Annotated in this window: 7 protein-coding genes; 3 read left to right on the top strand and 4 right to left on the bottom strand. The window is 39.7% G+C overall.

Annotation, left to right across the window (positions count from 1 at the left end; all coding sequences use genetic code 11):
* Positions 1–376 precede the first annotated feature (376 nt).
* A complete protein-coding gene (locus tag DW103_RS09135; RefSeq protein WP_122275330.1) occupies positions 377–1396 on the top strand; it encodes a glycoside hydrolase family 43 protein in 1020 nt (339 codons plus the stop codon).
* Between the two features lie 64 nt (positions 1397–1460).
* Here DW103_RS09135 and DW103_RS09130 read toward each other — a convergent pair whose 3' ends face one another.
* From DW103_RS09130 to DW103_RS09115, 4 genes are all read right to left on the bottom strand, one after another.
* Entirely contained in the window at positions 1461–4034 is a 2574-nt protein-coding gene (locus DW103_RS09130; protein ID WP_122275328.1) for a glycoside hydrolase family 38 C-terminal domain-containing protein, read from the bottom strand.
* 299 nt (positions 4035–4333) lie between these two features.
* The gene (locus tag DW103_RS09125) at positions 4334–5266 is read right to left on the bottom strand and encodes a metallophosphoesterase (protein WP_122275326.1); all 933 of its coding nucleotides are present in this window, start codon (positions 5264–5266) and stop codon (positions 4334–4336) included.
* Positions 5267–5283: 17 nt separating this feature from the next.
* Entirely contained in the window at positions 5284–6657 is a 1374-nt protein-coding gene (locus tag DW103_RS09120; protein ID WP_122275324.1) for a hypothetical protein, read from the bottom strand.
* Between the two features lie 40 nt (positions 6658–6697).
* Positions 6698–9397, bottom strand: coding sequence for a TonB-dependent receptor domain-containing protein (locus DW103_RS09115; RefSeq protein WP_122275322.1), 2700 nt, complete (start codon positions 9395–9397; stop codon positions 6698–6700).
* A 636-nt stretch (positions 9398–10033) separates the two neighbouring features.
* Between DW103_RS09115 and DW103_RS09110 the strand changes: the two genes are divergently transcribed.
* Together DW103_RS09110 and DW103_RS09105 are read left to right on the top strand one after the other, a co-directional pair.
* Positions 10034–12364 carry a glycosyl hydrolase gene (locus DW103_RS09110; RefSeq protein ID WP_122275383.1) on the top strand — a complete coding sequence of 777 codons (2331 nt, stop codon included), beginning with the start codon at positions 10034–10036 and terminating at the stop codon, positions 12362–12364.
* Between the two features lie 32 nt (positions 12365–12396).
* Positions 12397–14076: a hypothetical protein gene (locus tag DW103_RS09105; RefSeq protein WP_122275320.1), complete on the top strand. Its 1680-nt coding sequence runs from the start codon at positions 12397–12399 to the stop codon at positions 14074–14076.
* The last annotated feature ends 132 nt before the right edge of the window (positions 14077–14208 follow it).

The raw sequence follows: 14208 nt of genomic DNA, 5'->3' as shown, positions 1-14208 counted from the left end.
AATTTCAAAACCCCTATAAACAATTAAAGGCTGTCTCACGACAACCCCTAACCAAACTTTGTTAACCTTAAATCTAATACTATTATGAAAAAACCACGATGCAAAGATACGACCTCTCCCCGGTTTGTCAATAGTTAAAATGCTAATTTATGTTGTAAAGCATCTAATAAAAACTAACAGCATTCAAATTCTTTATTATTTGGACCGTAAATACTGAAGGAATGGATGGATTCTATAAAGTCAACCAATGATAATGTAAATAGTAAAAGAAATAATTGTTTTTTATTTTAAGCGATTTTGTATCTTAGTGGCTGATATCAGAAAAGAGCTTGTGGCTATTCGATAATAACAGTAAATGACAGATATAAATTGAATTATGAAAATGACACTCTACACATTTGTACTAATGATTTTGTTAGGACTTCCGGGTTTCCAACCGCTAAAGGGGCAAACTCCTGTTACTGTACAGAATATAGCCGATATCTATATTCGTGATCCTTATATTCTGACGGATACGAAAACAAATACTTATTATATGTATCGTTCGGCAGGCTCTAAAAATCAAAAAGGGGAGTCTGTCGGTGGAGTCGAGGTTTTTAAAAGTAAGGATTTAAAGAGTTGGGAAGGGCCATATCGCGTATTTACAGTTCCCGAAAACAATTGGATTACCGGAAGTGTTTGGGCACCTGAAGTACATGCTTATAATGGGAAATATTATCTGTTTGCTACTTTAAACAGTGATATTCAGTGGAAGAAAAGTCAGGCCGGATGGCCGGATTATACGTTCCGTGGTACACAGATATTTCATTCTGATTCGCCGGAAGGACCGTTTTTGCCGTTCGGTTTAGTTCCTCATACCCCTATGGACCGTATGGCTCTTGATGGGACACTATATGTAGAAAATGGCATACCATATATGGTTTATTGCCACGAATGGGTACAGGTTGCCGATGGAACGATGGAACTGGTGAAGTTGGCTTCCGATTTGTCTGCTCCGGAAGGTAACTCTCTAACTTTGTTTAATGCGTCTGCTGCCGACTGGTCTACAGGTTCTGTCCATAAAGCACCGCTGCCGACCTCCTATGTAACGGACGGTTGTTTTCTTTACCGAACCAAAACAGGCAAATTATTAATGATTTGGTCCAGTTTTATGGAGGATGATTATGCGATTGGCATTGCAGAATCGGTAACAGGTAGAATTGCGGGGCCTTGGAAACAGCAACCGACTCCCTTGTTTAACCAGAATGGGGGACATGGTATGATATTTAAGTCTTTTGATGGACGGTTGTTTATTACTTTCCATGGTCCTAATTCTCCATCCGGCTCAGAAAGAGCGCATATTTATGAATTGGAAGATACAGGTGATACGTTGAAATTGAAAAAAGAGATTATTTAGGAGAAATCCTAAATAACCTCTTTTTAGCGACACTTTACTTTTATGATAACGTATTTTGTTGTAATTACCGGGAAAGGGAAATGTCTCTTATTTTTAAAGTCCTTATTCCGTATCGGGGTATAGAAATCTTTATGGAAGATGTATTATTTTTTGCCGACACAGGTAAATTTTCAATCAGACGTCCATCCAGTTCCACCAAGCAGGCTTTCATGTTTTCCGTCGAGAAAGTAAGTGTTTTAGGTGCTTGGCTATCTTGTGCATTGAATAAACGAATATACAAACCATCTTCTTTGTAAGTCATGGAAACCAGCTCATAGGCGTTGTTCTCTATGTGAAAGAAAGAGCCTGTATTTAAAGAAGAATCATCTGTAAGGGTTGCCAATAGAGGTTCATTACGTCGCTCGCTCCATGTCCATATATGGTTCTTTTCCCATGTGCCGGAATGAGGCATGATTGCGTATGTTATCTCTGTAGGACGTGTTATATTATAGTCTCTTCCCCAAAGTCCTTTTCCTGCATATTGGAGATTCAGGGAAAGAGGAAAATCTTGTCCATGTGCATAACTGGTGGTATGGTTTGTGAAAAGAGCTAAACCGTACGGCTTGTCTTTGCTAGCCAAGTCAACCCAGTTCAAGATAATATTGTGTTTGATACTGTCCCAACGGTTAAAGAATGTGTTTTCCAGACGACTTTCGCAAACATCAAAAGGTGCATTTTTATAAATTTGTTGTTTCGATATATTGGAAGGAAAATGTACCAGTAGCTTATAGCGGTCATCATAAAAAGCTTTGCGGGGATTTTTCGCATCGAACGGAATTCCCGGTTCACCTATATGCGGATTACCTATCCAATCCAGTTTTACATACATATCTATGCGGGGCTCACCCTGCGCCAGGCAGATTGTTTGTGTAAACGGATGTTTACCGATTTTTCCTTCTATCGCAATTTTTACAAATAACGGACCTTGTTCGACTATTCGTATTTTTGCAGGTTGTTCCGTACTTGATATAAATCTTCCTTCGTCTACGAAATAACCGCGTATCTCATTAAAGTTACGTTCTTCCGTTTGATCTACAAATTCATATCCTCGTGCTTTTTTTGCTTTGAGGCTACGTATGATTCCCCCTTGAACAGGATCAAGGATTAATGTGTATAAGTCGCTTTCCAACTTATAGGTTCCGTCTGTGTTTTTTATGATTTCGGGTCCATTTTTTTTTGTTTTATCCGCTTTGTGAAGAGTGTAGGATGCATGGCCGGTTGAAGGAACTTTTGCCCGGAAAAACATTCGGGTATTTCCCTTTTCCGAAACTAATTGTGTAGGATACGTTTTCCCTTTTCTGTCTGCAACCATCCATTCAGAGTTTGTCCAGGCCTCCGGAACCTCTACGGATACAAGCTCATCGCGGTCTATGGCTAATGTATTATAGATACGTACGGTTGATTGCCCTTTTTCTGTCAATAAATCGAGTGCGTGATGAATAACTTTTTGACTGTTTAGGTTTGTCGCCGTTGTCCAGTCAGTAACGGTCTCAGCCCAGTTTTTTCCCTCCATTAAGTTGTTGTAGGGAACTATCCAACAATCGTGGTGTTGTGATAATAAAAGTGTCCTCCATCCTTCGTCAATCACACTGGCAGGCCAGTCCATTCCCTTATACAAACGAGCATAAACGGCCATTTTCTCAGCTTGCACGATTGCATTTTCTGAGGCACGTACTTCAGTAGACAAGCGTTGCATGACCTGTGTCCCCCACATTAATCCGGGCAATATATCCTCCTGTGTAGCATGCCAGTCATCTTGTGTTGTTGCAACAGAACTATTCTGAATATAATCACGCCAAGTTTTATAAGCGGTAGGTGTATAATAACCGGAAGTGTCTTGTCCTAACCAAGGGCCTTTATCCCAACCGTGACTCCAGGCGGCATCTTGAATGCACATACCTACCGGATTTTTTATACCTGCCTCCAAGCATTTGTGTATATATTCTTTTGAATTGTAGCTTGCGATGGATGTCCAGGTAGAATTGGGCGACAAATCCTCACAAGCATATCGTGGCACAGTAAGTAGCTTTGTACCGTCCGGTCCCATCCAATTTACTAATTCTCCTCCATAAGCATTTACGTATCCTCCCCACATTGTGTTCGGGTTTTTGGTTGAAGCATACGAGAAACCAAAAGATTTCAAAATGGTAGGCAAACAACTTGTAAAGCAAGGTTCTTCTGCCGAATAAGTGGAAAAGACAGCCTCCGGAAAATGTTTCCGTATCAGACGCATCCCGTATTCAAACTGCCGGATAGCGCTTTCGCCTGAAGTTCCGAAAAAATAACTTTGCGCATAAGTCGGATTAATGTATTCAATCCGTCCCGTTTCTACTGACTGATCTTTAAATAATCGTTTAAAGGCGGCATATCCTTCCGGGTCACGTAGCTTTACAACATTCCACGACTCAGGCTCAATCTCGATGTTCACACGCCAGTCCGGATTTTGACGTAGTTTCAAAGCTATAAAGGATGTCTGTCCTACCGGGTAATGTCCGTAAATACCTCCATGGTATCCATCGATAAAATAGGCTTGTTGGGCATCAACCCCTCCCGACACGAAAAAAAGAGTGATTATGAATGCAACTAGTTTTTTTTTCATGAATAGTTTCTGTTTGATACAATGCTTATTAAGACAAAGTTACGCAACTTTATTGTTTGTCAGGTGTTTTCTCCTAAGAATTTAACAAATGACAAAAGAAATATATTTTGAAAGACAGAATAGAAGAGCATAGCTACTGAAAATTGACCATATTTGTTCAACAAGGTGAAAATATTCTTATAAGTATATCTGATAAGATTTTGTGATAAAAGAAAGGTGCCCCTTTTGTGATAAAAGAGACACCTCGCATTGTCTATATTTATAGAGAGTAGAATTTATTTTTGTTGATAAGAGAAACTCTACTTCTTTCGGGTTATGGTATGAAGTATTTTCCCTGTTTTGTCTATCATGCGTAGAATCAGTTCTTTTTTATCAATGGAACAAACTGAGAATCCCGGTTCAGAACTACAAAACTTTGTTCCTTCAATGGGCTTTACTTCACGTGCCAGTGAAGCGGAAGAATTGACAATGTAGTCTATGTTATTTCCCGGAATACGGATATGCTGGAAGTTATGGATATGACCACAGATATACATATCTACTTTATATTTTTGTAAAATAGAATCTACACGTTTTTGCATGTTGAGACGTTCACTCTCTTCTTTTGATGTGTATGCGTGGATAGGGTGATGACCGGCTACGATAATCCAATTTTCTTTTGCATCGGATAAAACAGATTCTAACCATGATAATTGTTTATTGATATCTTGTTTACAAGCATCGGGGTATTTATCGTTTTCAGTACGATATTTGTCAATCAGAGGAGTTGTATCTATCCAGATAATGCGAATAGTGATACCTTTTTCTTCAAATACTTTGGTATAATAACGCTCGGGCATAGACCAGCGGCGACTTATATTCGTATAATCTAATACTGCTTGAGTATTTCCACGATATTCGTGATTTCCCAAAACAGGAAACCAGTCAATCATAAGTTCTGGATGTGTGTAAATAAGTTCGTAGTTTGTCATCCATAAAGGATCGTTTACACTTTGGACACCTTCGAAATGATGAACGTCTCCTGTGGCAAGAATAAACTCGGGACCGATTTCTTCTGCCATTGTTCCCATAAGTTCGGCTATATTCTTTTGGTCGTAATAACCGTTACGCCCCAAGTCATTAGCAATATAGAAATTAAACTTTTTGTCAAATATAGCGTAATCAGTCAGCTGGGCTTGAATAGCCGTGCTGACTGTAATAAATATAAATAGAAATAAGCTTTTAAATCTCATATTGTACAAATATTATTTTAATTTGTTCCATATGCTCCAAAACGTGCTTGTGGTGTTGGGGTTGTATATGATTGCCCGTTTATGGTAAGTCCATTGGTATTGAAGAATGTTTTTCCGCTAAAGTCACTGCATGCTCCGCTTAATACCGGACTATCTGCAGTTACATGAAAATTCCATGAGTTGTCATACGTGTAACTGTTTAGCTCATTGGTATTATAGGGGAAGTTTATGAATTTTGGATTGGTAGCGTCATCTCCAGCGAAAGCACTAATGATGCTGTTCTGATCAATAGCATCATTGTAATTTTTATTTTTTAATGTATAGCCGGCATAAGCGGTGATAGTACCGTTTTCGATATCTTGTGTCAAAGAGCTTTGTTGAGAGCCGGAAGCATAGTAGTTGTAATTAATAATAGAATTATTGTCACAGCCAGCATCCGGTGCTGGAGTTCCCCAACTGGGCACCATTGCTTTGAATTTACAGTTAACCATTAAATTATTAAAAACATTGACTAACGCATTTTTTTCAATGTAAGCGGAGCCTCCTTTAGTACCATCGCGTCTCCATCCGGCATTAATAATTGTATTGTTGTAAGCATTGATTAATGCCTGATAACGTCCGGCCTCATCGTTCTGTCCTGAACTGGAGAGTTTCAAACCGTTGGTGTTCGGACTATATATCACGTTAAAGGCAGCTTCTACTTTGCAACCGGCTTTGACGTTAATAGCTTCTCCTCCTGTTTCTCCGTTTGCCACAAACAAATTATTGGCGATGATGCCTTTTCCTCCCATCATGTAGATGGCATCAGATACTCCGTTTCTGAGAGTAGAGTTTATGATGACGTATTGTCCGTTCACGTTGTTTGTTGTGATTTGCGGAACATTATCATCTCCAGGAGTATATATTTCTTTTAGTGCAGATGGAGAGTCTGTAAGTACCTCTCCTCCGGTATATTCGATAACTGTATGATTAATTAACATTTCCGGGCAATTGTTGGTCGCAACGATGCCTCCCCAAAGTCCCTTAAAAGTATTTGTACTAGTACGTTCTGCTTCAGGGATGCTAAATAGTATTGGATTCTCCTCTGTCCCTTTGCAATATAAGCTTCCGTCTACAATAATTTCGATAGGGGTATGATTGACTCCTACCCCGTCTGTGTTAACTATAATTTTTACACCTTCTTCGATGGTTAAGCTCTTTCCTTGAGGAATGGTGAGGTGTCCGTCAACATTGATGGTTGAATTTCTCTCCCATATACCTGAAACTTCACCTGTTACAGTTTCTTCTTCTCCTGTATCTCCTCCATCAATGTTGATGTTGTCGTCGTCACTACACGCTGTTAACATCATGGACAGCGTAAAAACACTCATTAAAAAACTTTTAATTTTCATATTCTTTATGATATTATATTGTAAAAATGTTTCTTTTCTATTAAAGTTTAAATCTCACTCCCACCAATATGGATTGTCCGTAATGCTCCTTGCGCTCGGTGACTCCGCTTTTGTGGCGTTCGATTTCTTTCGAAAGAGTTTCATTTTGCTGGTTGCATGGTGTATAGCGTATCAGCGGGGTATTTAGTAAATTGGATGCTTTGGCAAATAGGCAGAGGCCACATTTGAACGATTTCTCAATGGAAGTATCTAATTTGACATAACCGTCTTCCCAAATATCATTATTATAATAGCGGGATATACTAACCATTCTTTTACCGGTATATCCGAATGCAATCTGCCCGTCCCAACCATGTTTTGTTTCTTTAAATAATAAGGAAAAATTGGCTACATGTGCCGCTTGTCCGAATAATGGACGTTTCTGTTCAACAGTTGTCGTTACTGTATTTGTTTCCGCATTCGGGTCTGGATTAGGGATTAACAGTGTTTTAGGAGTTTTGATTCTGGAATGGGTATAAGTGTAATTTGCCTTGATACCTATCCAATTGAAATACTTCATCACGTCTACTTCGACTCCTGAGTTGTGTGCAGTTCCGAAGTTATCCGGCATATAGTACACATCTTGTCCGCTGATTTTCAGCCCGTATTCGATGGGGTCTTGGATTCGCTTGTAAAAAGCTCCAATCATAAACTGCTCTGATGAACGAGGAAAGTATTCGTAGCGTAAGTCAATATTGTCGGAAATAGTACGTTGTAAATCCGGATTACCCTTTTCTTTATATTCTTCATTAATGATATTGTATGGTACGATTTCAAAGAAACTAGGGCGGTTAATGGCTCTTGCGTATGAGAATCGCAGATTGGCATTCTTGTGAACCGTATATTTCAGGTGAAAATCAGGTAATACGTCTACGTATTTTTGATTTCCGATGTTACGTGCTCCTTCGGTTGTGAATTTAAGTTCATATCCTTGATTGGTATGTTCTACACGTACTCCGGTTATAAGTTCTAATTTTCCGTATGTATATTTGGCCATTCCGTATCCGGCACCAATCTTTTCTGTCGCATCATAGTTTAGCGGGTCGCTTAGATTACCGAATCTTTTAACTTCAAACTTAATCTCGTCAAAATTCGTCCAATCCTCTCCTCTGACTTGTGTTCGCTGGTCGGCAATAGGTTTGAATGTATAAGAATTGAAGTAACTGTCCCGTTTCTTGTTTCTGTACATACCACCAGTGGAAATATCGAGCGAGGAATGGTTGCACAAGTTCCAGTGATAAGACAAGTCAAGGTATCCTGCTTTATCACGGTCGGAGTTATGTTCCCAACGTCGGGTAGCACCATGATTGATAGCAACTGTCTGTAACCCGCTTTGAGCAGTGGTTAGTTCAATTTCCGCATTATCCGGTGTTTCGTTATATGCTTTGGACAGTATGGCAGACCAGTTCAGTTTTAGAGCATTGCTTCTTAGTAGGCTATGTTCTCCTTTCAAAGTGGAACTGACAATGTATTGTCTATTATAACGCATGCGGATTGTTTCCCATTCAGGGTTAACAGCATCACGGATTTGTGAACTTCTCATATTGATGTATCCATTGTACCACATCAGCTTATTCCGGCTGTTGATGTGATAATCGAATTTAGCATGTGCTCCGAGCCGTGTTTGCACTTCGGAGAAGAAACGGTCTGTGATTCCGGTATAGTTGCTTCCAGGTTGATAGTAAATATCACTTTCTTTTCCTCGTTTATTATTTTGGAAATTGCCAGCAAGAATTATTCCTAATTTATCGTAGAAGAAACGGTCTCCATAAGAAATGCCGGCAACTAAATCGGGTAGTGCTGTTTTAGACTTCATGTGCAAGTTGGCAGATGTAAAGTCATCCATTGTGACGGCATAATCCGTTCCATGAATCTCGTTCGGAGATTTTTTTGTGATTGCTGAGTGATTGAATGAGAGGAAATCTCGGTCAAAAAAAAGTGAGTTATATCCGGTAGATAAATTGATAGAGAATTTCCGTTCATTGGGAGCATCTTTCATAATTAGATTGACTGCTCCACCGATTCCGTCACCTTCCATATTGGCTGTGAGTGATTTTGTTACTTCCAACCGGTCTAACAGTTCCGAAGGAAAAATATCCAGAGGAACAAAGCGGTTTTTATTGTCAGGACTAGGAATTTTAACACCGTTAACCAATGTATAATTATATCGTTTATCCATTCCGCGAAGAATGGCATATTGTCCTTCTCCGGTGCTGCTGCGTTCTACTGTCACTCCCGACATGCGCTGGATGACATTGGCAACGGTTAAATCGGGAGATAGTTCAATAGCTTTTGCGCTCATCACATTTACCACGTTCATGGCACGTTTTTCAATATCTCGTGCTGCGTTTTCCGTTCGTCCGTGGTTGATACCTGTCACAACGATTTCATTTAATTCTTCGATAACACTATCCAATATGATTTCAATGTCGTGATCGTGTTCCTTTCCACTCAGTTTGTATTCTGCATTTTTGTAACCAATATACGAGCATATTAATGTACCTGCATTATCTTTTAGTGTAAGAGTAAAACTTCCATCTAAGCCGGAAACAGTTCCTTTGGATGGGTCTTCTTTGACGACGATAGTGGCTCCAATAATTTCTTCACCCGATTGGCGGTCTTTTACTTTGCCTTTTACTACTTTTGCTTCTATTCCAGTTACGCTTAACAATAATAGCAGTAAAAATAATCCTTTTCTCATATCTACACTGTCTTTGCTTTTTGCCACAAAAGTAGAAGTGCTATATTTCTAAAAAATAACAGAGATGTTAATGTCTTGAAACAAAAGTATTACAATCACGTTGCTTTTGCTTTTGTAACAGACGTAGGAGTTTGACATTTGAACAATTGGTATTGATACATGATGGGAAAGAAAGATTACGGAGTTTTTTTGTCAGCGTTAATGAACCATCTAAAAAAGGATTACTTACAGATAAAGAAAGGATGGGTGGTATGGAGAGTTTTCTTCTATCCTTTGTTCCATTTTGTCTCAAGCAAATATACTTTCCATATATGTTGAAAGTAAAAAGCATAATTATCTTTTTTTCTTTCCATATATGTTGAAAGCAAAATATACAATTGTTGAAAGAATTTTTATCGGGAGGAAAATGAGAAAAAACGAGAGATGTTTAGTCTCTTTGTTCAATGACAAATTTACGACATTCGATTGTTTTTTGTCTCTATTTTTCTTGGAAAATTGAGAGAAATTGGGAAAAAGGGCAGATTCGCTTGTTTTTGAGCATAGAAACTAAAAATTAGAGAGGAAACATCTGTGAGGAAGAAATATTTTGATAACTTTGAATCTCAAATGTTTCCTATTGCTTAATGTATGAATGATATGAAAAAACTGGGAATTGTGTTGGGCGTGTGTGTGCTGTTCTTGGGGCATGTGGGCTGTAATGATTCTGCTGTTAAAAGCAGGAAAGAGATGAAAGCAAATTTTATCAGTCCTCCTAACAAATACCGGCCACAGCCTTTTTGGCATATAAATGGAGAGTTGACAAAAGAAGGTATTTACGAACAGCTAACGGATGCCTGTAAAAAGGATGGTTTCGGAGGTGTATCTGTTTTGCCGTTGACTCCGGCTACGATGTGGGGAGGAAATGGTGTTTGTCCGGGTACGACTCCGGCATACTTATCAGATGGTTATTTCGACAGATACCGGGATATTCTGGAATGTTCGCATCAATTGGGAACAGAGGTCATCTTATATGACGATGTGGATTTCCCCAGCGGAGTGATGGGTGGAAAAATGACGAAAGAATATCCACAGTATACGCAAAAGCGTTTATCCAAACAGGAAGCGGATATTGTCGGTCCGAGAAAAATCATTGAGAAAGTTCAGGTGAAGGATGCTTTTATGGGAGCGATGGCTATGAATATGGAAACATTGGAACGTGTAGACCTGACAGATAATGTGTCGGATGATGTATTGAAATGGGATGCACCAGCCGGAAAATGGAAAGTCATGTCATTTTATCTGGAGTATAATGTGGATGCGCGTTTGGATTATATGGATTCGGAAGCTGTCGAGCAGTTTATTTCGATGACCTACGAACAGTATAAGTCCCGTTTTCAGGATTATTTCGGAAAGACAATCCGAAGGACTTTTTTTGATGATGTCGGTTATCTTGGTAACTCACGTTTTTGGAATTTGGCGTTGACACGGAATTTTGAAAAACGTTATAATAAGAAAGCAGTTTTGTATTATCCGGCTTTGTGGTATAATATTGGTCCGGAAACAGAGGCGACCCGTGTGGCTTTTTATGGTTTGCGGGCTGAAATGGTTGGAGAGGGCTTTCCGAAGAAAGTAGGTGAGTGGAGTACCGATAATGGCTTGCTGAGTATGGGACATCCACCCGGAAACTATGAACCGACATCTGTAGATATGTATGGTGATCCGTTTAAATATTATCGTCATACTCCGGTCCCTTTGATGGATGCTATTCATGGTTATCCATACGGGCGTCCGGGATTTAAATTGATAAGTTCGGTAGCCGAAGCGATGGACCGGCCGAATGTGGCGGTCGAGATTTATGGCAACTATATAGCGGAGATGGACTCTTTTATGCTATATCGAGGAGCAATGGAAATCATGGTGCGCGGAGCAAATTTCCTGGTTCCTCATGGGATGTGGTATGACCCGAATCTGGTAAAAATCCCACCTCTGATAGCACATTACAGTAAGTTGCTGGGACCGGCTTTGCACCGATATAGTGATTATGTAGGACGTTCAATCTCTTTGTTGGAAAACGGGAACCGAGTTGCAGATATTGCTTTGCTTTACCCGATAGAAGCGTTGGAAGCTTGGTTTGAACAGGAAAATCCGAGTCGACCGGTTTGTGGAAAAGATGTACCTCCTCATACCGATTACAACCGGATAAGCGATATGTTGACCGGGCAATTACGGAAAGACTTTACTTTCGTTCATCCGGAAGAGTTATTGAAAGATAAATACCGGATACAGGACGGCCAGATTTTTTTGGATACCAAACAGACGCATCAGGCGTATAAATTATTGATAATGCCCTCTTCGAAAATCCTTTCTGTAGAGACATTGAAAAGGATTCGTGATTTTTATAACGCAGGAGGAAAGATTTTAGCAACCAATTTATTACCGTCCAAATCCGCAGAATTTGGACGTGACGATGAAGTCGTAGCTTTGGTAAAGGAAATATTCCATATCGATTCAAGAGACCCAATGCCTGCGGAATCTATTTCTGTAATCAATGGAAAAGGAGGACAGTCCATGTTTTTGCCTCTTGCGGAAAAGGATGCGTTAGAAAAGGCTGTCGATACATTGTTGCCGGAGCCGGATGTCCGGATTGATGCCGTAGAGGCTTTGAATCAACCGGATGCCTTGACTTGTCCACTTTTAGGGGTGGATGAGTATAGAAACCTTCCTTCTGAAAAGTTGGGAATGTTGTCTTATATCCATAAACAGAAAGAGGGACAGGACATTTACCTGTTTGCGAACTCATCGGACAAGACTGTAGATACCTGGGTTACTTTAAGAGGTCGTTTATGTCTGGAAAAATGGAATCCTCATACCGGCAGTATCGCGAAATGGAAGGATACTGAATATCAAAAAAATGCTTCCGGAGAAACATTTACTCGTTTCCGCTTACATTTGGAGCCTGTAAGTTCTGTTTTTGCCGTAAGTAAATGATATGATTTTGTAAAAATTAAATCTTAATATCGATGAAATCAGGAAGGAATATTTTTAAGTATGTTTTAACTCTGTTTGTCTGTCTGGGAATTGTTTCATGTCAGACAGAAAACACTGAAAAGGAGGCGGCTCCCCGCATTGTCAATATCATTAACTTTATCCGTCAGACTGAACCTCGTATTGAAGAGATAACAGATGAAGTATTGTACCAGACAGTTGTGGAGCAAGTGAAACAATTGAATAGACATCAGTTGAAAGGAACTTTCCTGTTACAATATGATGCATTGATAAATCCTAAATATCAGGATTTGTTGAAAAACGAATTGTATCCTGGTTCCGAAGTCGGAGGTTGGTGGGAAATCACGCAGCCGCACGTAGAAGCTGCCGGACTGAAATGGAGAGGACGTTATCCTTGGGATTGGCATGCCGATGTTGGTTTCGCTACCGGTTATACACCGGAAGAAAGGGAGAAGCTGGTAGATGTATATATGGAGAAATTTAAATCCGTGTTCGGTAAATACCCGACAGCTATCGGTTCTTGGTTTATAGATGCTCATACGTTGGGTTATATGTATGATAAATATCATATTGTAGCATCCTGTAATTGTAAAGACCAAGTAGGAACTGACGGTTATACTTTGTGGGGTGGCTATTGGAACCAGGCTTATTATCCAAGCCGACAAAATGCTTATATGCCGGCACAGACGGTAAAAGGCCAAATACCGGTCCCTATTTTCCGAATGTTGGGAAGTGATCCCATTTATCAGTATGATAGCGGTTTGGGTGGTTCTACTCAATCTGTCGTATCGTTGGAACCTGTTTATAAAGAAGGAGGTGGTTCCCGTACATGGGTGGAATGGTTCTTTAAGTCGATGTTTGAAGAACCGTGTCTGTCGTTTGCATATACCCAAGTAGGACAGGAGAATTCTTTTACATGGGACGCCATGAAACAAGGTCTGGAAATTCAGATACCTCTATTGGAAACTTTGCAAAAAGAAAAGAAGATAAGAGTGGAGACTTTGACAGAAGCAGGCGAATGGTTTAAGGAACAGTTCACCGTAACTCCATCGACAGCCGTTACGACTCTTGTGGATAATAGAGGCAATGACCGGAAAACGGTTTGGTATAATAGCCGTTTCTACCGGACTAATTTATTATGGGAAGGTTCTTCTTTCCGTTTCCGTGATATTCATCTTTTCGATGAGGCGTACGCTTCTGATTATTTGTCGCAAGCCGGAACATCCAATCAGTGTGTTTATACAACTTTGCCTTTTGTGGATGGTTGTCTGTGGAGTTCCGTTGAGCAATTGGCCGGCTTGCGTCTGAATTATAAAGATGCTTCTGGGGAAATGATAGAAGCAAAAGGAGGAATTCCTACAGTTGAGGAAAAAGGACAAGAATTACGGGTTAAATGGCCACTTGAAAGTAAAAAGGCTGTCTTGCAAATTACTTTTAAGGAAGATTGTATGGAACTTCTTTGCGATTCGAAAGAGAAAGACTTTGTTTGGGATTTGGAACTGACAGCCTTGCCGGGTGCTCCATTGCCTTTTACGACTATTACGGATAAAAAAGTATCTGCTTCCCAGAAGGACTTTAATTATCAAGTATCTTGCAAAACAGGTCGTTTTGTTGATTTACGAAAAGAGGCGGGGAGTAGCGTATTCAAGATAGAACCTGCCCATAATAAAATAGTTTTGCTTTTTAAGAATTAACCGGTCTATTTCCTGTAAAATGGAATTTGAGGGGAGGCATTATTTCCAAAAATGATAAGAGAGATGTCATTTTTGAAAGTAGTGCCTTTTCTAAAAGTTGCTATTTTTGCCCAATAACCTCAAATATAAATT

The organism is Parabacteroides sp. AM08-6, from assembly GCF_003473295.1.
GTDB lineage: Bacteria > Bacteroidota > Bacteroidia > Bacteroidales > Tannerellaceae > Parabacteroides.
The sequence above is the reverse complement of the archived record's forward strand: the minus strand, read 5'-3'. Positions and strand labels throughout refer to the sequence as shown.

Excerpts from the sequence above, each read along its gene's own strand:
- DW103_RS09135 (WP_122275330.1), top strand. The coding sequence starts at position 377 with ATGAAAATGACACTCTACACATTTGTACTAATGATTTTGTTAGGACTT.
- DW103_RS09130 (WP_122275328.1), bottom strand. The coding sequence starts at position 4,034 with ATGAAAAAAAAACTAGTTGCATTCATAATCACTCTTTTTTTCGTGTCG.
- DW103_RS09125 (WP_122275326.1), bottom strand. The coding sequence starts at position 5,266 with ATGAGATTTAAAAGCTTATTTCTATTTATATTTATTACAGTCAGCACG.
- DW103_RS09120 (WP_122275324.1), bottom strand. The coding sequence starts at position 6,657 with ATGAAAATTAAAAGTTTTTTAATGAGTGTTTTTACGCTGTCCATGATG.
- DW103_RS09115 (WP_122275322.1), bottom strand. The coding sequence starts at position 9,397 with ATGAGAAAAGGATTATTTTTACTGCTATTATTGTTAAGCGTAACTGGA.
- DW103_RS09110 (WP_122275383.1), top strand. The coding sequence starts at position 10,034 with ATGAAAAAACTGGGAATTGTGTTGGGCGTGTGTGTGCTGTTCTTGGGG.
- DW103_RS09105 (WP_122275320.1), top strand. The coding sequence starts at position 12,397 with ATGAAATCAGGAAGGAATATTTTTAAGTATGTTTTAACTCTGTTTGTC.